The sequence below is a fragment of the Gillisia sp. Hel1_33_143 genome (genome assembly GCF_900104765.1).
In the GTDB taxonomy this organism is placed as follows: Bacteria; Bacteroidota; Bacteroidia; order Flavobacteriales; family Flavobacteriaceae; genus Gillisia.
Genome location: NZ_LT629737.1, coordinates 1,739,006 through 1,760,849, shown reverse-complemented (window position 1 = coordinate 1,760,849; position 21,844 = coordinate 1,739,006). Strand labels below are relative to the sequence as shown.

Sequence of the window (21,844 nt, the reverse complement as noted above, 5' to 3'; positions counted from 1 at the left end):
GGGGTATTTAAAACCTTACTTTGGTTCCTATAAACATAAAACAAAATATCCAATAAAGTAAGAAAAAACCTACATTATTGGATATTTAACACTTAAATTGATGAGATTACCCCATTATTTCAGCACTTAAACCCGCATCTAATAATTTAGAGCATCTAGGTTTAAGATCTTTATAATCTCCTGTCTTTACGGTACATTTCCCTTTATAATGTACTAAAATTGCACATTGCTCTGCTTGCTCTGCGGTATGCTCACAAGTAGTGATCAGTGTTTCTATAACATGATCAAAGGTGTTATGATCATCATTAAATAGAACGATCTCGTAATTCTGTTGCTTTTTTGTACTGGTCTTTACTCTTTCCAATACTTCTTCTTTCGTGCTCATCTTCAGTTTTTAATATATTGAAATTCAGTTACAAAGATACTAATTAATAAAAAATTAAACCTTAGTAAAACTTACTGCAGCCCAATTTTCTCTATCCAGTGTTGCCTCTATATTTAAATTATTAGCATTGCACTCTTTCTCTATCATTGGAATATCTTCCACATAAAATCCGCTTAAATATAATTTTCCTCCAGATTTTAAACATTGTGAATAGACACTTATATCTTCTAATAATATATTTCTATTGATATTAGCTATAATTCTATCATAAGATCTACCTTCTAAAAGCGCTGCCGTACCTTCATAAACAGATATGTTATTGGCATTGTTGCGCTCCACATTTTCCATCGTATTTAGATAACACCAATTATCTATATCTATTGCATCTATAGGATTAGCACCTTTCATCCCTGCAAGTATTGCCAAAACTCCTGTTCCACAGCCCATGTCTAACACAGACAGATCTCTCCAATCATCTTTTAAGATATGCTGAAGCATCATATGCGTAGTTGCATGATGGCCGGTTCCAAAAGACATTTTAGGCTCTATAACTATATCAAATTCAGTTTCTGGCTTTACATGAAATGGAGCTCGAACAGAACATTTATTATCTACTATAATTGGGTTAAAGTTCTTCTCCCACTCACTGTTCCAATTCACTTGCTCGATTTCTGAAGTAGTATAACTTATTTCAAATTCGTCGGAATTTAGAACATATATATCTTTTAATGATCCTTCTTGAAATTCGTTAACCTGAATATAGGCAGTAATCCCTTCTTCATTTTCTACAAAGCTCTCAAAACCAACATTTCCTAATTCTGCGATCAGGATCTCTGAAGCAGGTTGAAGCGGTTCTATTTTGAACTGAAATTCTAAGTAATTCATATTTTATTCAAAAGAATTTACAATAGCTAAAAAGTCCACTGCATTTAAGCTGGCACCACCAATAAGTCCTCCATCAACATCTTCTTTACCAAAGATATCTTTAGCATTATCTGGCTTTACACTTCCTCCATACAAAATGGAAACATCTTGCGCGATGGTCTCACCAAATTTTTCTGTAAGCATTTTTCTAACGTAGGCATGAATTTCCTGAGCTTGTTCTGGAGATGCTGTTTCTCCTGTTCCTATTGCCCAAACCGGTTCATAGGCTAAGATCACATTTTTACAAGCATCTTTAGAAATATGAAAAATACCATTTTCTAATTGATTTTTTACCACCTCAAAATGTTGGTCTGCTTTTCTATCTTTTAATTCTTCACCAAAACAAAAGATCACCGTCATTTCATTTTCTAAAGCAGCATCTACCTTCTTTGCCAACAATTCATCGGTTTCATTAAAATAAGCACGACGCTCACTATGACCCAGAATTACTGTCTTTACTCCTACACTTTTCAACATTTTTGCAGAAATTTCACCTGTGTAAGCTCCGTTCTCTGCAAAATGCATGTTCTGTGCGGCTACCTCTATAGCGGTTCCTTTTAGCGATTCAAAAGCACTAAATAAACTTATATAAGATGGTGCTACATAAACATCTGCTTTAGGCTCTTTTACCAATTGCATTTTTAAGTGCGATAATAATTCCTGAGTTTCGGCAAGATCATTATTCATTTTCCAGTTTCCGGCAACAATATTCTTTCTCATTCTAATTATTTAAATGTTAATTAAACTTCCTTCAACCTATGCAATGGAAGTTTTAGATGATAATTATTTAATTGGATGCTATCTAAAAAGCAGTTAATTTTCAAGAATTACAAATATATTGATAAGTAGAAACATAGCCTTAAAGATTAACAAGACTATTTGAAATAGTAGCCATTACAATCCAATTTCTGCGGCATCAAACCAGTGTTTCTTTTGAGTGATGGTTCCTTTGGTGAGTACCAATATTCCAGGATTAGATCTAACTATCGCCTTCAATCCAGTTTCATCAGACTGATAAAATTCGAATCCGAGGTCGAACTTCTCAATTAATTCTTCTTGCTTGTCTTTTCCGGAAGCTGTAAGGCCAATCACGGTATATCCGTTTCTTAAAGCGCTATCTGTAAGTAGCTTTATTTCTTTATAACCTTGAGTTTCAGTATTTCTTAAATTATACGCAACGATCATTATTAGCTTTTCTTCTGCTAAAAATTCGTATGTACGATCTTTTCCATTCTTCTCGATCTTAAAATATGGAATAGCCGGTAGATCTCCTTCTTTTATAACCTTGGTTTCCACTCCTAAATATTCACCTTTAACTTGCGGATAAATGCCATTATTTTTTATCACTACCTCTTCTCCATTCTGAATAAATTTCCATCTATACTCCACTTCCGCTTTCTGCGCATCTTGTGGGAGAACCAATTGTTCTTGAATGTTATTCCCAATTTTATAGGCTCTAAAATCTATAAGTGGCAAATGCATTAACACGTAATATCCAAAAAGGAAACTTAACATAAATGCCAAGAAAATCACCCATCTATGAGATGCAGGCACTAAAATTGGAGTAATCAATTTCGGGTTGAAGAACAGAATTAATATCAACACTAATAGAAAAGCATCTTTATAAAAAGACTGCCAAGGCGTTAATGGCAAAGCATCTCCAAAACATCCACAATCTGTTACTTTATTAAAATAAGCTGAATAGAATGTTAGGAAAGTGAAGAAAAGTATCATGAGCAATAAGCTCCATAATGTAAATTTTGGTAAATATCCTATAATAAGCATCACCCCTAGCACCAATTCAAAAACAACCAAGATCACAGCAATTGCTAATGCAAATGGAGCAAGAAATTCAAGATTTAATACCTCCGCACTAAAATATTCCTGAAGCTTAAATGAAAAACCAATAGGGTCATTAAGTTTAATAAAACCAGAGATCATAAATAAGATCCCAACAAAGATTCGTGTAATTCCTACAAATACTTTCATGTTTAATCTGGTTTTATCTTAACTTGATATTTTAAAATTGAGATAACTATAGTATATAATACGGCATCTGTAGCAAGCTTAAATAATAACAGCTATTTACGATATCTAGTAAATCCAATATGCATTTGAGGTAAGACTGCACTATTCATAAATTCTAAATTTAAGCCTCCTCTTCCTCCAAAAGGATTAAGGCGAAGATGGCATAATTAATCATGTCTTGATAATTAGCATCCAAACCTTCACTTACCAAAGTCTTTCCTTTATTATTTTCAATTTGCTTAACTCTTAATAATTTCTGAAGGATTAGATCTGTAAGAGAACTAATTCTCATCTCTCTCCAAGCTTCTCCATAATCATGATTCTTATTTTCCATCAAGGATTTAGTCTCAGAAATATGTTTATCATAAAACGAAATTGCCTCTTTTAAAGAAAGATCTGGTTGTGCAGCGATTCCCTTCTCTAATTGAATAAGCGCCATGATAGCGTAATTAATGATCCCAATAAATTCAGGAATTTCATCTTCATCCACTTTTCTAACCTCGTTTTCCTGAAGTCCACGAATGCGTTGCGCTTTAATAAAAATTTGATCGGTTAGAGAAGGAAGTCTTAAAATTCTCCAAGCACTTCCATAATCTCTCATTTTATTTGAAAACAAAGAGCGACATATTTCTACTACCGCATCATATTGTTTTGAAGTATCCTTCATAAAAAACAGTCTAATTTCCGTAAATTTCGGTCAAATAATTTAGATAGTCAAAGTTAATTTACCAGAGGTAATTCAACTTCAAAATTATAAGCTTTAAAGAATGACAATTAACTGTAAAGGCACCCTTATAGATCTCACTACGCCAAAAGTAATGGGAATACTAAACTTAACTCCAGATTCCTTCTATTCTGAAAGCAGAAAAGATTCAGAAGAAAGTTTATTGGTATCTGCTGAAAAAATGCTGAATGAAGGAGCTACTTTTTTAGACCTGGGAGGCTATAGTAGTAGACCAGGTGCAACAGATATTAGTACAGCCGAGGAATTAGAACGCGTTATTCCTGCAATAACATCTATACTTAAAAACTTTCCGGAAACTCTTTTATCTATAGATACTTTTAGAAGTGAGGTTGCTGAAAAATGCCTTGATGCCGGAGCAGCAATAATTAACGATATCTCTGGCGGACATCTAGATAATAAGATGCTAACTTTAATTGCTAAATATCAATCACCTTACATCGCAATGCATATGAGGGGTAATCCAAGAACCATGAAAGATCTTACAGATTATAAGGATCTAACTCAGGATGTGATCTACTACTTTTCAGAAATAATAAATAAAACAAAAGCACTAGGAATTAACGATGTAATAATAGATCCGGGCTTTGGATTTTCAAAGAATATTGCTCAAAATTTTGAATTACTTGGTAAGCTCGAACTTTTAAAAAATCTAGATCTTCCAATTCTTGCTGGATTATCTAGAAAGTCTACTATTTATAAGACTTTAGAATGCAGCGCTGAAGACGCTTTAAACGGCACGACAGTCTTAAACACTATAGCTATTACCAAAGGTGCAAATATTTTGAGAGTGCATGATGCAAAGGAAGCTATGGAAGTTGTGAAATTAACATCTCTTCTGCCAAACTAAGCGTATATTTTCTATTTTTACACAAAGCCTCAGAATTTGGATTTCTTAAACCTTCGTATTTTAGATATAGTAGATATTGTGTTTTTAGCAATACTGCTATTCTATCTATATAAACTCGTTAAAGGTACCGTTGCTGTAAACATTTTTGTGGGGATTGTGATCATCTGGGTAGTTTGGAAGATCACCCAACTGCTGCAAATGGAATTGCTGAGTAATGTACTGGGTGAATTTATAGGGGCAGGAATCTTTGCATTGATCGTAGTATTTCAGCAAGAAATAAGAAAATTCTTATTAATGATTGGTTCTACCAACTTTACCCACAGAAGAAAATTCTTAAGATCCTTCAGGTTCGTAAAAGATGATACACAAATAAAGACCAATTTAACCGCAATAGTAAAGGCTTGTGAAAACATGGGGAAAACCTTTACCGGAGCCCTCATCATTATTCAAAAGAGCACAAAACTAGATTTCGTAAAGAATTCTGGAGATGCCATGAACATTACATTAAACCAACCAATTATAGAATCTATTTTCTTCAAAAACTCCCCTTTACATGATGGTGCTTTAGTTGTTGAAGACAATAAAATTACCGCCACCAGAGTAATACTTCCGGTTTCTAATGATAGAACTATTCCTTTAAGATTCGGATTAAGACATAGGGCTGCAGTGGGAATTACTGAAAAGACCGATGCATTGGCTTTAGTAGTTAGCGAAGAAACAGGCCAGATATCTTATCTAAAAGATGGTGAATTCGTGATCTTTGAAGATAATGAGGAACTTATCAACAAGCTAAAAGAAGATCTTACTTAGAAATTATATAGACTCTTCTGCCATAAATTGCACCTCATATAGATTTTTGTAAAAACCACCTTGTACCTGAAGTAATTCTTTATGTGTTCCCATTTCTACAATTTGCCCAGCATCCATAACTATAATTTTGTCTGCTTTTTTAATAGTAGCCAACCTGTGTGCAATTACAATGGATGTTCTGCCCTCTGTGATCTTATCTGTAGCATCCTGTATTAACTGCTCACTATAAGAATCTATAGACGAGGTAGCTTCATCTAGGATAAGAATACTAGGATTACTCACATAAGCTCTTAAGAAAGAGATTAATTGTCTTTGCCCAGAAGATAGCATTACCCCTCTTTCCTTCACGTTATAATGATATCCGTTTGGAAGAGAGTTAATAAAATCGTGCACCCCTATTTCTTTAGCAGCATTAATAACGTCCTGCTCAGTAACATTTGGGTTATGAAGGGTGATATTATTTAAAATAGTATCTGCAAACAAGAAAACATTTTGCAGCACCACAGCAATTTCAGATCTTAGAGATTGCAGCGTAATTTTAGTGATATCAATATCATCAGTAAGAATTTGTCCGCTATTAATTTCATAGAATCTATTCAGCAGATTAATAATAGTTGTCTTTCCGGCCCCTGTAGAACCCACTATCGCTATAGTATCTCCGGCATTTGCTTTAAATGAAACTCCTTTAAGCACTTCTTCATCTTCTATATACCCAAAACGCACGTCTTTAAATTCAATATTACCTTTAAGATTTTTAATCTCGATAGTACCTTCATTTTTAATAATAGCATCTGTATCTAATATTGCAAATACACGATTAGCGGCAACCATCCCCATTTGAAGGGTATTAAACTTATCTGCTATTTGGCGTAAAGGTCTAAACAACATTTGAGCCAGTTCAATAAACATAATAATGATACCCAAACTAAGCGCATCACTTTCTACCACTCTTAAACCACCGTACCAAACAATAAGACCAATGGTAATAGAAGTAGACATTTCTGCAATTGGGAAAAATATAGAGTTATACCACACGGTTTTAACCCATGCTTTTCTATGCTTATCATTGATCTCTTTAAAATTATCATACTCTGTCTGCTCTCTTGTAAAGAGCTGAACGATTTTCATCCCGGTAATTCTTTCCTGCACAAAGGTGTTTAGATTTGCTACTTGATTTCTTACATCTTCAAAAGCGATCTTCATTTTCTTTTGAAACACTCTGGTAGCATATAATATGAAAGGAAGTACTAATAGCACCAAAAGTGTTAGTTGCCAGCTATTATAGAACATAAAACCTAAGACAACAATCATTTTTAAAAGATCACTAGCAATCATAAAAAGACCTTCGCTGAAAATGCTTGCAATGGTCTCGATGTCGCTCACAGCTCTGGTTACCAATCTACCTACAGCAGATTTATCATAATACTTCATTTTAAATTGAAGCATATGCTTGAAAAGATTCACCCGGAGATCTCGAATTACCTCTTGGCCCAACCAGTTTGCAAAATAAATAAAACAGAACTGAAAGATCACTTCCAACATAAGCGCTATCAACATCAAAGAGATGTAATACACCAAATTATCATTGTCTTTAGGCACTATAGAATCATCTATGGTGATCTGTAAAAGATACGGTCTAAAAACCGCGAAAAATGACAATAAAACTGCCGCAAATCCTACAAAATAAAAAGTCCATTTGTAGGGATTTGTATATCTTATTAATCTTTTGAAAAGTGTAAAATCAAAAGCATTTCCTGTTGCTGATGCCATTTATTTAATTAAAATAGATGTTGGATATTCAATTTCTGTTAAATACAAACCTTTAGCAGGCACCGAAGTTCCTGCATTTTGCCTGTCTCGACTCTCAATTATTTCATCAAGCCTATGTTCTGCTGTTTTGCCAAGACCAATATCAAGCAAAGTCCCTACAATGGCTCTCACCATATTTCTCAAAAAACGATTGGCAGTGATATAAAACACTAGCTTATCGCCTTCTTTCCTCCAAGCTGCATGAGTTATCGTACAGTTATAAGTATTAACGTCTGTCTTAGATTTGGAAAAACATTTAAAATCTACATAGTTCATAAGGGTGCTTGCCGCCTTATTCATCTTCTGTACATCCAAAGGATTCTTCACGTAATGAGCTGCATCAAAATTAAATGGATCTTTACGAAGCACTATATGATATTGATAACTTCTACTAACTGCGTTAAACCGAGCATGAGCTTGGTCGGTAACTTTAAACAAATCATACACCGCAATATCAGGTGGTAATACAGAATTTAATTTATACACCCAATCCTGAAGATCTCCAAGAGAATCTGCATCAAAATGAGCGAAATATTGCGTAGCATGGACGCCCGCATCTGTACGCCCAGCTCCTACCACAGGGGTTTCCACCTGCAATAAGGTGAACAATGCCTTCTCTAAAGTTTCCTGAACAGAAATAGCATCTGGCTGGTTTTGCCAACCATGATACGCCTTTCCATTATATGCTAGTTCTACAAAATATCTCAATGTAAATTGATACTTTTACGTGATTGCCTGCAAAGATACGGCAAACTTAGCAACTCACAGGAAGCATCTCCCCCGAGTTTTATATGTAATTATAAATTAACGTTTTAAGCAGTTTTGAAGAAGATCTTATTATTAAGCGATACCCATAGCCATATAGATGACAGAATATTATTTTATGCAGAACAGGCAGATGAGGTCTGGCATGCAGGAGATATAGGATTAATTTCTGTTACAGACCAACTTAAAAAAGTAAAGCCTCTACGCGCCGTTTTCGGGAATATTGATGATCATGAAGTAAGAAAAGAGTTTCCATTAAATCAACGATTTTTTTGTGAAGGAGTAGATGTGTGGATCACCCATATTGGTGGATATCCCAATAAATATTCTCCAGCTGTAAAAGAGGAGATCAAAATTAATCCACCTAAATTATTTATCTCTGGGCACTCTCATATTCTGAAGGTAATGAATGATAAAAATTTAAACTTATTGCATATGAATCCGGGCGCAGCAGGAAAACACGGATTTCATAAAAAGAGAACTATGCTTAGATTTAAAATTGAAGGAGAGCGAATTTTTGATCTCGAAGTGATAGAGCTGGAATAATTACAACTAAAAAACCCAGAGCTTTCGCTCTGGGTTTTTACGCACTAATAACACTAAGATAATAGGTTTATCGTAACCGGTCTACAGATTTTACAAGATCTTCATCCTTTTGGATAGCTTTATTGGCTAACACTAAAAAAACGATAGAAAGAATAGGAATAAACATCCCAATACCTTTCTCAGAGATTTCCATCTCTCCAGGTACAGTTAGAGACCAATACACAAAAACTCCTAGCAAAAAAAAGTTTAAAATTATATTGATACGCCCCAAGATAAATTGAAGCTTTCTATTATTAAATAAAAATATGGTGATGAACGATAAGATGGCAGACCCTAAAAATACGCCCAGAGCCAGCATAACATCTTCAACATATGTAGGCTCTCCAGCCTCATTGCTCCACAAAGAAACAAAAAATATTAACACCCCACTTAATAACGCGGCAATTAATAAGTAAACAGATTGTATTCGTTGTAACATTTGAAATCTTAAATATTGACAACAAAATTAAGTTTTCTTTTTAAAATAGGTATTCAAAAATTTAAAATAAAGTTGTATTATTGCATATATAATGCGTAACCGGTTCAATATAGGTTACTTAAGACTCCATATTTTTTTCGATTCTTCCTCGAGAAGTAAATTCAAAACCAAACACCAACTTATTCATACTTATACATGTTTGAAATTTCAGAATTAAAAGCTAAGAAGTTACCTGAGCTTCAAGACATTGCCAAATCTTTGAATGTCCCAAAATATCGCACTCAAAAGAAATTAGATCTAGTATATCAAATTCTAGACTATCAAGCAGCAAACCCTAATAAGGTAAAAGAAGTTTTAAACGATGATACTACTGCTTCTAAACCTATCAGTAATGAAAAGACAGACGAAAAGCCTGTAAAATCTAAAATAGGTTCAGAACGTAAACCAGCTAAAAAGCGCGAGGAAAATCAGGTTAAACCGGAGCAAAATAATAAGCCAGATAATGTAACAGAAGCCAAAAAACCAGCTCCTGTAAAATCTTCAGAAAAGAAGAACGAAGGCGCAAAAGCTAAAGAAGAAGTAAAAAAGCCTACCGAAAAATCTCATTCTCCTAGAAGAGATGATAAGAATGGAAATTCTAATTCGAACTCTAATTCTAATTCCAGTAGAGATAGAGACAATAACAGAAATTCCAGAGATAACAGTAGAGACAATAATAGAGAGCCGCGAAAAGATACTCGTAACCAAGGCAATAAAGATCAAAATCATAACACCAATTCTGGGAATAATTCTAATTCTCCAAAGAATAATGGTAACCGTGATAATAGAAACCGTTACCGCGAGCCAGATTATGAATTTGATGCAATTATAGAAAGTGAAGGAGTACTGGATATTATGCAAGACAACTATGGTTTTCTTCGCTCTTCAGATTATAATTACCTTTCTTCACCAGATGATATTTATGTATCTCAATCTCAAATTAGATTATTTGGTCTAAAAACAGGAGATACTGTACTTGGGCAAATTAGACCTCCAAAAGAAGGAGAGAAATATTTCCCACTTATAAAAATTACCAAGATTAATGGTCTAGATCCACAAGTTGTAAGGGACAGGATCTCTTTTGAACATTTAACCCCTCTTTTTCCGAAAGAGAAATTTAATTTAGCAGAAAGAGAAAGTACCGTTTCTACAAGAATTATAGACTTGTTCTCCCCAATTGGAAAAGGACAACGTGGAATGATTGTTTCTCAACCTAAAACGGGAAAAACGATGTTACTAAAAGACATCGCTAATGCCATTGCAGCAAATCATCCCGAAGTTTACCAAATCATTCTATTAATAGATGAGCGACCAGAAGAAGTTACAGACATGCAGCGCAATGTTAAGGGAGAAGTTGTTGCTTCTACTTTTGACCGTGAAGCCCATGAACATGTAAGAGTTGCTAATATTGTGCTTGAAAAAGCTAAAAGAATGGTGGAATGCGGACATGATGTAGTAATCTTACTAGATTCTATTACCAGATTGGCAAGAGCTTACAATACAGTGCAGCCAGCAAGTGGTAAAGTGTTGAGTGGTGGTGTAGATGCTAATGCTTTACATAAGCCTAAACGTTTCTTTGGTGCAGCCAGAAATATAGAAAATGGAGGTTCTCTTTCTATTATTGCTACGGCACTTACAGATACAGGTTCTAAAATGGATGAAGTTATCTTTGAGGAATTTAAAGGTACTGGAAACATGGAACTTCAATTAGATAGAAAAATTGCAAACAGAAGAATTTTCCCTGCTATAGACCTTACATCTTCTAGTACACGTCGTGATGATCTTTTATTAGACGAGAACACTTTGCAACGTATGTGGGTAATGAGAAAGTATCTTTCTGATATGAATCCTGTAGAAGCAATGGAATTCATCAACCAGAGATTTAAACAAACTAAGAATAACGAAGAATTTCTACTTTCTATGAACGGCTAGAAATATTTCCAATATTATTTATAAACCCCTACTATTAAAACAGTAGGGGTTTTGTTTTTATAAGTATATCTTCCTGAAATTAGAAAAAATTAAATTTATTTAGAATTAACGCAACCATTTAGAATATTTAGGTCATATAAATATGAATGCGTATAAAAATCTAATTTCACCTAAATTACCAACTATGAAAAATATCCTTGCAATAATTCTTATACTTACCGTACTATTTTCTTGTAGTAAAGAATCTACAGACGATACCGATGTATTAACTTATAAAGGAAAATGGTCTCTAGTTAAAATAACCGGAAGTTTTTCCTCAACTGTGACTGAAGGCTTAGATATGGAGTGGCAGGAGGATTATATGCTCAACTATGATGGCACATTTACAAAAACAAGAACTACAAAAGATACTATCTTAATGGCCACAGGAACCTATAGATTATTAGATGAATCTGAATTCATGAATACTGATAATTCTGTTAAATATTTAGAAACTACATTTGATACCAACAGCACATTACTCGCAAATTGTTACTCTCAAAGTTTAACTGAGTATCTCTATTTTGCTAACGACCTTAAATTAAGAAATACTTACAATGCTTGCGATGGTCTTGGACTTGAGTATGCGAAGGAATAATTTTTAACGTAAAATGCTCATTTTTATGTTGACATTGAACAAAGACTTTAAGGAGACTCACGTAATATTCAAGAACCTAATTAGACTCTAAAAAACTAAAGCATCTGTTCTAATTTTGATATTTACTTTAGGATTAAGTGCTCAAAATAATTCTGTTTAGATAAAAAAGAATAGAGATTACATTTAAAAGTATAATCTACACAACAATTAAGCTAACCACCACCACGCTAAACGAGAAAACATTGGATATTGAGAATTTAATAAGGAGATGCAAAGAGCATGACAAAGTAGCTCAAGAAAATCTCTATAGATCATTTTCTCCCAAATTCTTTGTGATATGCCTAAAATATTCCAGCAGCTATGAGCAAGCTAAAGATAGTCTACACGATGGTTTTATAAAGATATATCAGAACATTTCGTCCTATAAAGGCAACGGTAGTTTTGAAGGCTGGATGACAAGAATAATGATCAATAACGCCCTGAAGGAATATCAAGGTAAATCGATCTTTGTGAAAATTGAAGATAATTTAATTCCAAATGAAGAGATATCATTAGAAATTGAAGAGGAAGCACTGTCTTTTGAATATCTAATGACATTAATTCAGGGTCTTCCAGATCAATACAGATTGGTATTCTGCTTATACGCGCTAGATGGATATTCTCATAAAGAAATTTCTGACATTCTAAAGATCTCTGTAGGAACCTCCAAATCTAATTTAGCACGCGCAAGGCTAAAGTTAAAGGAAACTATTATTTCATATAAATTAAATAAAATGGCGAGAGAGTTATGAAGCAAAATAAGAACATAGATAAGATCTTTAGCGATAAATTTAAAGATGCAGAAATAAATCCACCAGATGATATTTGGGAAGGAATCTCATCACAGCTACCTCTAAAAAAACGTAAGTATAGAATAGTTCCACTTTGGTATTATTTAGGAGGAACTGCCGCTGCTCTAATAATTGTAGCACTATTATTAAGAAACAGTTTTGTACAACATACATCTCCAACAATTACAGATCACAACAGTGAAAATTCAATAAAAGTTGATAAAATAAATGACAGTAATCCCCCTACTTTAGAGAACGAAAAGCATTTGCCTATGATCAAAAATCAGAATGAAATTGTTGGTACTGGCGCTTTGATATCTAAAGAGAATTCTTCTAATTCGAAAAATAGCAAGCAAGAACAATTTTATACTACTGTATTAGGTACAGATCAACATCAAAGCTCAAGTTCACATTCTGATCAAATTATAAATACAAAGAGAAAGGCAAATATATCTTCAAAAAGTATTTCATTGAACTCTGAGGGTGTTAAGCTTGGAGATCACTCTACCTTTAAGAGAAATATTGGAATTAATGAGCCAACTAAAAAAATTACCAAAATCATTCAGCCCATGCTAAAACCTGAAAAAGAGGAACTAGCAGAAAGCTCATCTAACTTTGATAGATTTAGTATTTCTGCAAATGCTGCAGCGCTTTATTTCGATAATTTAGGAAGCGGAAGTTCTTTGAGTAATCAAATTGCAAGTAATGCAGGTGGTCTTACATCAACTTCATATGGAGTTTCCTTTGGATATCTTGTAACCGAAAGATTAAAAATAAGATCAGGAATTAGTCAGGTAGAACTTAAAGACAATTTTCAGAATACTACGTATGCTTCAGTATTAAATTCTAAAGCCATTGGAAATGATTTTTCTGTAAACTCCGCCTTACTTACAACCACCGATGTGGTGGAAGCTGCTGTTAAAATTGATCAGAATATAGGGTTTATAGAAGTCCCAACAGAAATAGAGTATTTTATTCTTAATAAAAAATTTGGCTTTAGCTTTATTACTGGCTTTAGCACCTTAATCTTAAATAAGAATAAAATATCTATAACTTCAGATAATTTTAATAACGTAGCTTCTAAAGTAGAGAACCTTAATAATTTGAGTTTTACTGCAAATTTAGGAATGGGGCTTAACTATAAGATCGTACCTAAACTTCAATTGCATCTAGAACCAATATTGAAGTACCAATTAAATACATTTAACAATACGCAAGATTATAAGCCTTACTATATTGGATTCTATTCTGGCCTAACGTATAAATTTTAAAATACTACTTTTTTAGTTCCATTTTTTCTGCAAAGTAATCACAGAAATCTTTCATAGTAGCTGTCATTTTCTCATCCTGAGTTGCACGATTAAAAGTATCGCTCATAGCTACAAGAGTTTGGTGAAAGAACTTTTTCATTTCATCTACCGGCATATCTTTTGTCCAAAGATCTACTCTTAATGTTTCTTGCTGTTTGCTATCCCACATAGAAAGTAACATAGCCTTTGCCTCTTCTTTATAAATATCGCCATCTTGGGCACTCCAATAAAGTTCTTCCGGAACACGATTCTCGTCCAATATCACTTCAATGTTTATTTCTGATTTTTTATATTCTGACATTATTTCTTCGGTTTATATTTTGCTTTATTAAAGATTGTTTCAGCATCTGTGTCTAACATCTCCTGTAAACTTACATCGTTCTTATCCATATAATCTCTTATAATATGCCAACCAATGTACTGGCCAAGCATTGCTGGAGATTCATTATCTAATTCCAGATAAAATTTTGAGAAAGGTGCCGGATACAAAAATCTGCTATACAGCTTTGTATCAGAATCAAAAATCAGTTCTTTATCTACAAAGTATCTCCATATCTGTTCCTCGTTAGCATCTGCCCATTTCAATTCTTCTTCGGTATATCCTATTTTTTCAAAATCTGGGGTATCTGGCAACCATCTGTCTTTTAAGTATAATAGCTTTCCATAATAGAGCATGGTAGCCAAAAAGTTCTTTTTTTGTGGTTGTGGCACATATCTCTCTGCATATTGTGATGCAACGTCTGGTAGAATTTGCGCTCTTTCAAAGTTCTTTTTTAAATATTCTTGTATTCCCATATAAAATTGATGGTCCTTTCCTAAATAGGTATCCAATGCTATAAATAGAAAATCTGGTGTTAGTAAGACCTTATTTCTATAATCTACATCTGAAGTAACAGTTATAACAGTTGGTGCCTTAAACGATGGGAAGTAATATTTAATATGTTGAAATAATGTTTTTAGCTCATCCTCTTCTTTAGAGAAATCTTTAAAAGCAGCAGTTACTTCTGTATTTAATTCTAATTGAATGGAATCTTGCATCTTATTTACCCATACACTATCTGGATACTGTGCAGGAAATAAGAATGGATAATCACGTTTTAATTGAGGAAGATCTTCAGGCTCGGCGTTAGCAAACTTTTGGTCAAATCTTTCTACTTTGAATTCTATATTAATTTTATCTATTTCCTCCCTTTGTTTGGAGTCTTCATTACAAGCAAAGACTAAGAACAGTGTTAGCACCAAAAAAGTTTTTCTAAACATGAGCATATATTGTGAAGCGTTTAACTTAACCCGTTTTTATAAATTATGATTTAATGCTAAATTTGCTTACAAAGGTATTACTTACAAATTTAAACACCCAAAATATGGATACAGAAAAGGTAGTAGAGCACATAGTTACTTGGCTAAAAGATTATGCAGTTTCTGCATCTATGAATGGATTTGTAATTGGAATTAGTGGAGGTATAGACTCTGCCGTTACTTCTACTCTTTGCGCCAGAACAGGTTTGCGCACCTTATGTTTAGAAATGCCAATACATCAGGCTCCTACCCAGGTTACCAGAGCACAAAATCATATTACTTCTTTAAAGCAGCAATTTGCAAATATTTCTAGCCTCCCCGTAGACCTTACCAATGTTTTTGAACAATTTATGACTGCAGTTCCTCAGGCAGAAGTAAGCGCTACCAAAGATCTAAGTTTAGCAAATACCAGAGCCAGACTAAGAATGACCACCCTTTACTATTTTGCAGGATTACATAGATATCTAGTTGCAGGTACGGGTAATAAAGTGGAAGATTTTGGTGTAGGATTTTTCACCAAATATGGAGACGGAGGTGTAGATCTAAGTCCTATTGCAGATCTTACTAAAAGTGAAGTTTATGAGATTGCAAAATATCTTAACATCAACAATGAGATCATTACAGCGGCTCCTACAGATGGATTGTTTGGAGATGATAGAAGTGATGAAGATCAATTAGGAGCATCTTATGACGAATTGGAATGGGCCATGAAACAGGATACCCCAGATGTTAATGTGGAGGAATTTACTAGCAGAGAAAAAGAAGTCTTCAAAATTTACATCAGACTCAACAGAATGAATCAGCACAAAATGAATCCGATTCCGGTGTGTGAGATACCCGTTCATCTTAAATAATAATACTTTTAACGAATATATCTGCTAAGACTAGAAATTGAAATTTATAACGGTTAATTTTATTTAATACATTACTAACCAGCTAAATTGCAACCCCCACGTACTGTTAATTTTAGTGCTAAGCATTTCATATGAGTACAGTTTTAATTGCAGATCATCATCCAATCACTAAAGAAGGAATTACAGCACTTCTAAAGACTAACGAAAATCTTGAGGTCATTGGAAACGTAACTAGCGGAAATGAATTATTCAAATTTCTAAAACATCAAATTCCTGATGTTTTAGTAATGGAGTTAGATCTACCGCAAATAAACGGCATTACCGCTTTAAGGAATATCAAGAATGAATATCCAGGTACCAAAATGCTGGTATTTAGCTGTCATCCTGAAGAGATGTATGCCTTAAGTGCTATAAAAGCAGGAGCATCAGGATATGTATCCAAAACAGTTTCTACAGAAAATCTGCAACAAGCCATTCAACAGGTGGCTAGAGGTGGAATATATCTTAACAAGAGCATTACCGATAAAATAAATTCTGGAGCTACCTTAAGCAATGGACTTATTGCAAAATTTAAAAAATTGTCTACCAGAGAGAGTGAAGTATTAAATCTTCTTTCTAATGGAAAAAGAAATAAAGACATTGCAGAAGCATTAGCTATCAACGAAAAAACGGTAAGTACCTATAAAACCAGATTACTTAAAAAATTGAAAGTAGATAATCTTGCAGATCTTATAAATCAAGCGAGGATGCTTCAATTAAGAGTTACATAACTCTATTTAATTTACTGGAAAGGATCATTTTTAATGATTGATAATCCATAATATCGATTATAGTTGCCTGGGCAAATTCAGCATCATTAGCCTCCCGAATACTTGCAGAAAGCTCATTTATCTTTTGATTGATAAGATATCTTCTAAGAGACAGAATGGTTTCGTTCACTAATCTAGAGATCGTGGTATCTTTTGTTTTTACAATAATATCCATTCGCTCCCAATCGTGAAGAACATATTGTTCTTCTTCCATTAAAATGGTAGTAACCTCAGAAGACAGATCTGCATCTAATTCATTTACAAACAACTCCATATTTAAAGAGCCATTTGCATTTAAATGATTGATACTTTTAGTATACAATTCTTTAAAATGATCATTAGTAAAAGCAATCTCATCTTCTTGCAGGTCTAAAAAGATCTTCTCGAAAACTTTCGCCTTGTGCACCACAGGTTCTAAAACCAGATCTCCTTGGGCATTTTCTTTCCAGATCATATCTTCAAACTCTTCTTCGACAGTACCATAAAGCATTAGTAAACTAATGATCTTGCGTTCAAGCTCAAATTGTTCATCTACTTTTGTTCTTTCTGCAGCTGTTTCCTTTACAACTTCAAAAGATTTAGTTTTTGCAGGTTTAGCTGCTGTAGCCTTGCCTTCTTTAACTAGGATCTGAGATAAGGTTGAGAAAAGTACATCTTCCGAAATATCCATGATCCTAGAACATTCCTGAATATAAACTTCCTGCTGAATCTGATTTGGGATCTTAGCGATACTAGAGACCATATCCTGTATGAGATTAGCTCTTTTTATAGGATCATTCTTCACATCCTGATATAACAAGGATGCTTTAAATTCTATAAAATCTTTGGAGTTCTCTGATAAGAATTCTGCTAATTCTGCCTGAGAATGATTCTTTGCAAAGCTATCTGGGTCTTCACCATCAGGAAATACACAAACTCTCACATTCATTCCCTGTTCCAGAATAAGATCTATTCCGCGAATAGAAGCTCTCATTCCTGCAGCATCTCCATCAAAAAGAACCGTAATATTTTTAGTTAACCTATTGACCAATCTGATCTGCTCCTGTGTTAGAGCTGTTCCAGAAGAGGATACCGTGTTCTCCACACCGCTCTGATGAAACTGAATAACATCTGTATATCCTTCTACCAAAAAGCAATTATCTTCTTTGGCGATAGCTTGTTTAGCGTAATGTATACCGTATAGTACTTTGCTTTTATGGTAAATATCACTTTCCGGAGAGTTCAGATATTTGGCAGCTTTCTTATCGTTGGTTAAAATTCGTCCTCCAAATCCAAGCACCCGTCCAGACATCGAATGTATTGGAAACATTACTCTTCCTTTAAATCTATCGAATTGTTTCTCTCCTTTTACAATTGATAATCCGGTCTTCTCAAGATAATCTAGCTTATATCCTTTTCTAATAGCTTCAGAAGTAAATGCATCCCATTCATCTAAACAGTAACCAAGCTTAAATTTTCTGATGGTTTCATCTGTAAATCCACGTTCTTTGAAATAGCTTAAACCAATTGCTTTTCCTTGTTCTGTTTTTAATAAAGTATTCTGAAAATAGGTGCTTGCAAATTCTGAAACCAAATACATACTCTCTCGTTCATCTGCTTGTTGCTTTTGCTCATCAGACTGCTCGGTTTCTTCAATCTCAATATTATATTTTTTAGCCAGATACTTTATAGCCTCAGGATAGGTAAAATGTTCGTGCTCCATTAGAAAGGCAACCACATTACCTCCTTTTCCACTAGAGAAATCCTTCCAAATTTGTTTTACAGGAGAGACCATAAAACTTGGAGAGCGCTCATCTGTAAACGGACTTAAACCTTTAAAATTACTACCAGATTTTTTAAGCTGAACAAAGTCACCCAGCACCTCTTCAACTCTAGAGGTCTCAAAAACCTGATCGATGGTATTTTTAGATATCAATGTAGTGGGAAATGAAGTTTTTATGAATCGTCAAATGTAACAATAAAAAAAGAGAACGATTCCACTTATGCCGGAAACCATTCTCTTTAACAACTTAGCAGATTGTCACTATTATTACATCAAAACTCAAGCCAAATCAACATAAAATTATAAAACTAACCTTATTCAATTATCTAATAAACAAAGAGTTAAGAAGTAAATACTAACTTTAATCTATATCAAATCTTAAACCTAATGATATGTTGTGCAAGTCTATATTCGGATCTTTAAATAATGGATTAAGATCATATTTTACATATAAGGCAGTTCCACCAAAACTTAGATAACCGCTAAGACCGTAAATAAAATCATTGGTATTGTAATCACCTTTTAATTTATCTTTCTTCTTATCTCCATCTTCTCTGTACTTTAATTTTTGTCTTTCTCCAATGTTAAAACCGGCATATCCTCCCAATCCTATCTTAAACTTGTTATTAGTAGAATATCTATAATAATTCTCGGTTTCTGTTTTCTTAGAAGGACCAAATTCAAAATGAAGAGGAAAAACAAGATTATCTGTTCTAAATTTGGATTTATTAAGATCAAATTCAAATTCCTCTAATTCAGTAAGCTCTCCATTTTCTACAAATACTCGATTATCTGTAGGTTTTAATCCGTTAAACTGAAAAGAAACTCCGTATTTCACTCGCATAAAATTTGAATTCTGAAAAACTCTAGTCTTCCATGCCCACCCTATTTCGAAGAAACGGCTACCACCAATTTTAAAATCTGAATCATCTATAGAATTATCTTCTGAAATAGCATTGTTAAGTCCAACGGCTATCACGAGATCGCTGGTGGTTCTTCTATCAAATTTTCTTTTAGATTCTCCCTCATCGAACTTTAAATTTAATGCTTTTCCATCTTCAAAAATTTCCAGAGCTAAATAGGTTTTATTCCCGTCTCTTTGCCTTAAAGCTATCTGATTTTCTAAGATGGCGATCCTGTTCTCAATATTAAGCGCATGGGTTTTAGCAGCCTCTTCCTTTTGCTTATCTGCTTCTTCTTTAGTTATATACTCTCTTTCCAGTCTGTAATTGATTCCTTCAAGTTCAATTCTTAGCAGATCTTTTTCTTCATTAATGATCTTATCTTTTAGTTCCTGAATTCTTTCCGCTTTGGCAGGAATACTGTCGTTTTGAGCATGCATAGAAGACATAGCTAAAGACATAAATAAAATACTCAAGTAAATTGTAATTGTTCTCATGATGATTGATTTTTAAAATCTTTCACTGTCCTCCCAAATGTATATGGGAGGAACAGTTTCAGACCTGATTGATGAATGAATTTTTGTTTACTTCTAAGAAAGAAGATTTTTATGACTAATTTTAAACTAATAATTCCTATTTGCAACGGCGGTTTTGGCTTTTAAATACCCCTCTTTAAGCACATCAAATACTTTATCTCTAAAAGAATGCTCCATATCTATCTCTACAGATCTTAAAAGGTCTTCCGGATCTATTTTACCTACAGAAAAATTGTAATTCCGATCTTTTTCTATTTCCCTGGCAGCACGAACAAGTAATTGCTCTACCTCAATATCTGTAATAGAATTCCCATCAGAATTCATACTGTTAACCTGAGCGATAACTTCACTCAATTTTTTGGATATAAGTATATCTTCTTTTGAAGTTATAATTTGAGGCTCTGCGACACTTGCTACCTGAATACCCTCCTCTTTTGAAGCAGTTTTTCTGACCTTTTCTTTTCTAGTAGCATCTCCAGATTTTTGAAGTCCTGCACTTTTAGCTGTTGAGGAATTTTGAGCAACTGCCTCTTGAGATCTTATATTATTTTTATTAATTATTGATGTATTCACTACTTCTACTTCTTCTGAATTCTCATTTAACGGCTCATGCTGCTCTGTATCTACGTTATCTACCGGAGCATCTACCACTTGTGGAGAACTTTCTACCGCAGAATTTCTATATTGAAGTCCAATAATTAATATACCTGCTAAAAAAGTAGCAGCAATCCCCAACCACCAAACATTTATTTTGGAAGTTTTTTCTTCTGAATCTAATTGAGAACTTAATTTATTCCAACTATTTTCTGAAGGCTTCATCTCTCTACGATCCAGCTTTTCTTTAAACTCTTTTTCAAACTTAAGGCGTCCCATAACCTATACTATTTTGTGTCTTTAAACTTTCTTGTAACATTTTTCTGGCCTTGAACAATTGAGATTTTGAGGTTCCAACGGTGATGTTTAATGTTTCTGCGATCTCTTGATGTTTATATCCTTCAATAGCATACATCACAAAAACTACTCTATAACCTTCTGGCAATTCATCTATTAATTGCTGAATATGCTCTACCTCAAAATTCGAATTAACATCATCAAAACTTCTATCTTCTGTAAACTCTTCTTGAAATTCTATTCTTTTCTGAATTCTTAAAAAAGAGATACTTTCTCTAACCATGATCTTTCTTATCCAGCCTTCAAAACTTCCCTCTTCCTTAAAATCATTTAAGTGAGTAAAAACTTTTAGAAAGCCTTTTATCATTACATCTTCTGCATGCTGAAGATCTTTGATATACGTTCTGCAAACACTTAACATCTTAGCGCTATATAGATCATAGATGCGTTGTTGAGCTTCCCGATTCTGCTTAGCAGCTCGGGCAATTAATTTAGATTCCTGATTAAAAAGTTGAATGACCTTCACTAATGTTTCAATTAAACCATCTATTTATAAGACGAGTTTAAATTACAAAAGGTTGCCTGAGGGTATGAAAAATTTTAAAAAAGTTTTTAAAATTGATTTTTGACGCAGACTAATCATCTAAAAATGATAGTAAACATCTCGTCTCCGCTCGATGGGACAAAAGATAAAAATAGGCCATCT

At 33.7% G+C, this 21,844-nt stretch carries 23 protein-coding genes; 9 read left to right on the top strand and 14 right to left on the bottom strand.

Annotated features, from left to right (window positions below; genetic code table 11):
• Positions 1 to 106: 106 nt before the first annotated feature.
• From BLT84_RS08075 to BLT84_RS08055, 5 genes are all read right to left on the bottom strand, one after another.
• Positions 107 to 385, bottom strand: a complete 279-nt coding sequence (locus BLT84_RS08075; RefSeq protein WP_034889924.1) for an ATP-dependent Clp protease adaptor ClpS — start codon at positions 383 to 385, stop codon at positions 107 to 109.
• Between the two features lie 54 nt (positions 386 to 439).
• Entirely contained in the window at positions 440 to 1,270 is an 831-nt protein-coding gene (gene prmA, locus BLT84_RS08070; RefSeq protein WP_091264240.1) for a 50S ribosomal protein L11 methyltransferase, read from the bottom strand.
• A gap of 3 nt (positions 1,271 to 1,273) precedes the next feature.
• Entirely contained in the window at positions 1,274 to 2,029 is a 756-nt protein-coding gene (gene tpiA, locus BLT84_RS08065; protein ID WP_091264237.1) for a triose-phosphate isomerase, read from the bottom strand.
• Positions 2,030 to 2,203: 174 nt separating this feature from the next.
• Entirely contained in the window at positions 2,204 to 3,298 is a 1,095-nt protein-coding gene (locus BLT84_RS08060; protein WP_091264235.1) for a BT_3928 family protein, read from the bottom strand.
• A 160-nt stretch (positions 3,299 to 3,458) separates the two neighbouring features.
• Positions 3,459 to 4,004 (bottom strand): DUF1599 domain-containing protein, encoded by a 546-nt coding sequence (locus tag BLT84_RS08055; RefSeq protein ID WP_091264232.1) that lies wholly within the window; start codon positions 4,002 to 4,004, stop codon positions 3,459 to 3,461.
• Between the two features lie 100 nt (positions 4,005 to 4,104).
• On the opposite strand from BLT84_RS08055, the gene folP reads away from it, so the two are divergent.
• Both folP and BLT84_RS08045 read left to right on the top strand, forming a co-directional pair.
• The gene (gene folP / locus BLT84_RS08050) at positions 4,105 to 4,929 is read left to right on the top strand and encodes a dihydropteroate synthase (protein ID WP_091264229.1); all 825 of its coding nucleotides are present in this window, start codon (positions 4,105 to 4,107) and stop codon (positions 4,927 to 4,929) included.
• Between the two features lie 36 nt (positions 4,930 to 4,965).
• Positions 4,966 to 5,739: a diadenylate cyclase gene (locus BLT84_RS08045; protein ID WP_034889892.1), complete on the top strand. Its 774-nt coding sequence runs from the start codon at positions 4,966 to 4,968 to the stop codon at positions 5,737 to 5,739.
• 3 nt (positions 5,740 to 5,742) lie between these two features.
• Here the strand turns inward: BLT84_RS08045 and BLT84_RS08040 are convergent, their stop codons facing one another.
• Both BLT84_RS08040 and truA read right to left on the bottom strand, forming a co-directional pair.
• On the bottom strand, positions 5,743 to 7,509 hold the full coding sequence (locus tag BLT84_RS08040) for an ABC transporter ATP-binding protein (protein ID WP_091264225.1): 1,767 nt from the start codon (positions 7,507 to 7,509) through the stop codon (positions 5,743 to 5,745).
• Complete coding sequence (gene truA / locus BLT84_RS08035) at positions 7,510 to 8,256, bottom strand: tRNA pseudouridine(38-40) synthase TruA (protein ID WP_091264222.1); 747 nt, start codon at positions 8,254 to 8,256, stop codon at positions 7,510 to 7,512.
• Positions 8,257 to 8,370: 114 nt separating this feature from the next.
• Here truA and BLT84_RS08030 point away from each other — a divergent pair, with 114 nt between their 5' ends.
• Complete coding sequence (locus BLT84_RS08030) at positions 8,371 to 8,859, top strand: metallophosphoesterase family protein (protein WP_091264218.1); 489 nt, start codon at positions 8,371 to 8,373, stop codon at positions 8,857 to 8,859.
• A 67-nt stretch (positions 8,860 to 8,926) separates the two neighbouring features.
• Here the strand turns inward: BLT84_RS08030 and BLT84_RS08025 are convergent, their stop codons facing one another.
• Positions 8,927 to 9,337, bottom strand: coding sequence for a DUF4293 domain-containing protein (locus BLT84_RS08025; protein WP_091264214.1), 411 nt, complete (start codon positions 9,335 to 9,337; stop codon positions 8,927 to 8,929).
• Positions 9,338 to 9,532: 195 nt separating this feature from the next.
• On the opposite strand from BLT84_RS08025, the gene rho reads away from it, so the two are divergent.
• From rho to BLT84_RS08005, 4 genes are all read left to right on the top strand, one after another.
• Positions 9,533 to 11,308, top strand: coding sequence for a transcription termination factor Rho (rho, locus tag BLT84_RS08020; RefSeq protein ID WP_091264210.1), 1,776 nt, complete (start codon positions 9,533 to 9,535; stop codon positions 11,306 to 11,308).
• Between the two features lie 184 nt (positions 11,309 to 11,492).
• On the top strand, positions 11,493 to 11,945 hold the full coding sequence (locus tag BLT84_RS08015; RefSeq protein ID WP_157717912.1) for a hypothetical protein: 453 nt from the start codon (positions 11,493 to 11,495) through the stop codon (positions 11,943 to 11,945).
• A gap of 242 nt (positions 11,946 to 12,187) precedes the next feature.
• Complete coding sequence (locus BLT84_RS08010) at positions 12,188 to 12,736, top strand: RNA polymerase sigma factor (protein ID WP_091264202.1); 549 nt, start codon at positions 12,188 to 12,190, stop codon at positions 12,734 to 12,736.
• Positions 12,733 to 14,046, top strand: coding sequence for a hypothetical protein (locus tag BLT84_RS08005; protein ID WP_091264198.1), 1,314 nt, complete (start codon positions 12,733 to 12,735; stop codon positions 14,044 to 14,046). Before BLT84_RS08010 ends, BLT84_RS08005 begins: the two co-directional genes overlap by 4 nt.
• 4 nt (positions 14,047 to 14,050) lie before the next feature.
• Here BLT84_RS08005 and gldC read toward each other — a convergent pair whose 3' ends face one another.
• A complete protein-coding gene (gene gldC / locus BLT84_RS08000; protein WP_034889868.1) occupies positions 14,051 to 14,386 on the bottom strand; it encodes a gliding motility protein GldC in 336 nt (111 codons plus the stop codon).
• Positions 14,386 to 15,345, bottom strand: coding sequence for a gliding motility lipoprotein GldB (gene gldB, locus BLT84_RS07995; protein WP_091268133.1), 960 nt, complete (start codon positions 15,343 to 15,345; stop codon positions 14,386 to 14,388). The genes gldC and gldB overlap by 1 nt, the downstream gene beginning before the upstream one ends.
• A gap of 104 nt (positions 15,346 to 15,449) precedes the next feature.
• On the opposite strand from gldB, the gene nadE reads away from it, so the two are divergent.
• Positions 15,450 to 16,238, top strand: coding sequence for an NAD(+) synthase (gene nadE, locus BLT84_RS07990; RefSeq protein ID WP_091268130.1), 789 nt, complete (start codon positions 15,450 to 15,452; stop codon positions 16,236 to 16,238).
• Positions 16,239 to 16,369: 131 nt separating this feature from the next.
• Positions 16,370 to 17,008 (top strand): response regulator transcription factor, encoded by a 639-nt coding sequence (locus tag BLT84_RS07985; protein ID WP_034889862.1) that lies wholly within the window; start codon positions 16,370 to 16,372, stop codon positions 17,006 to 17,008.
• On the opposite strand, the gene dnaG is transcribed toward BLT84_RS07985, so the two are convergent.
• The 4 genes from dnaG to BLT84_RS07965 all read right to left on the bottom strand — a co-directional run bounded on the left by dnaG (position 17,001) and on the right by BLT84_RS07965 (position 21,664).
• Complete coding sequence (gene dnaG / locus BLT84_RS07980; protein ID WP_091264194.1) at positions 17,001 to 18,962, bottom strand: DNA primase; 1,962 nt, start codon at positions 18,960 to 18,962, stop codon at positions 17,001 to 17,003. The two genes, BLT84_RS07985 and dnaG, sit on opposite strands and share 8 nt — an antisense overlap.
• Before the next feature lie 208 nt (positions 18,963 to 19,170).
• Entirely contained in the window at positions 19,171 to 20,208 is a 1,038-nt protein-coding gene (locus BLT84_RS07975; protein ID WP_091264190.1) for a hypothetical protein, read from the bottom strand.
• A 126-nt stretch (positions 20,209 to 20,334) separates the two neighbouring features.
• Entirely contained in the window at positions 20,335 to 21,120 is a 786-nt protein-coding gene (locus BLT84_RS07970; protein ID WP_091264187.1) for a hypothetical protein, read from the bottom strand.
• Complete coding sequence (locus tag BLT84_RS07965) at positions 21,107 to 21,664, bottom strand: RNA polymerase sigma factor (RefSeq protein WP_091264185.1); 558 nt, start codon at positions 21,662 to 21,664, stop codon at positions 21,107 to 21,109. The genes BLT84_RS07970 and BLT84_RS07965 overlap by 14 nt, the downstream gene beginning before the upstream one ends.
• Between the last annotated feature and the right edge of the window lie 180 nt (positions 21,665 to 21,844).

Coding starts and splice junctions, on each gene's coding strand:
- BLT84_RS07985 (WP_034889862.1), top strand. CDS start 16,370: ATGAGTACAGTTTTAATTGCAGATCATCATCCAATCACTAAAGAAGGA.
- gldB (WP_091268133.1), bottom strand. CDS start 15,345: ATGTTTAGAAAAACTTTTTTGGTGCTAACACTGTTCTTAGTCTTTGCT.
- prmA (WP_091264240.1), bottom strand. CDS start 1,270: ATGAATTACTTAGAATTTCAGTTCAAAATAGAACCGCTTCAACCTGCT.
- BLT84_RS08040 (WP_091264225.1), bottom strand. CDS start 7,509: ATGGCATCAGCAACAGGAAATGCTTTTGATTTTACACTTTTCAAAAGA.
- BLT84_RS08060 (WP_091264235.1), bottom strand. CDS start 3,298: ATGAAAGTATTTGTAGGAATTACACGAATCTTTGTTGGGATCTTATTT.
- rho (WP_091264210.1), top strand. CDS start 9,533: ATGTTTGAAATTTCAGAATTAAAAGCTAAGAAGTTACCTGAGCTTCAA.
- folP (WP_091264229.1), top strand. CDS start 4,105: ATGACAATTAACTGTAAAGGCACCCTTATAGATCTCACTACGCCAAAA.
- gldC (WP_034889868.1), bottom strand. CDS start 14,386: ATGTCAGAATATAAAAAATCAGAAATAAACATTGAAGTGATATTGGAC.
- BLT84_RS08015 (WP_157717912.1), top strand. CDS start 11,493: ATGAAAAATATCCTTGCAATAATTCTTATACTTACCGTACTATTTTCT.
- nadE (WP_091268130.1), top strand. CDS start 15,450: ATGGATACAGAAAAGGTAGTAGAGCACATAGTTACTTGGCTAAAAGAT.
- BLT84_RS07970 (WP_091264187.1), bottom strand. CDS start 21,120: ATGGGACGCCTTAAGTTTGAAAAAGAGTTTAAAGAAAAGCTGGATCGT.
- BLT84_RS08025 (WP_091264214.1), bottom strand. CDS start 9,337: ATGTTACAACGAATACAATCTGTTTACTTATTAATTGCCGCGTTATTA.
- BLT84_RS08005 (WP_091264198.1), top strand. CDS start 12,733: ATGAAGCAAAATAAGAACATAGATAAGATCTTTAGCGATAAATTTAAA.
- BLT84_RS07975 (WP_091264190.1), bottom strand. CDS start 20,208: ATGAGAACAATTACAATTTACTTGAGTATTTTATTTATGTCTTTAGCT.
- tpiA (WP_091264237.1), bottom strand. CDS start 2,029: ATGAGAAAGAATATTGTTGCCGGAAACTGGAAAATGAATAATGATCTT.
- BLT84_RS08075 (WP_034889924.1), bottom strand. CDS start 385: ATGAGCACGAAAGAAGAAGTATTGGAAAGAGTAAAGACCAGTACAAAA.
- BLT84_RS08055 (WP_091264232.1), bottom strand. CDS start 4,004: ATGAAGGATACTTCAAAACAATATGATGCGGTAGTAGAAATATGTCGC.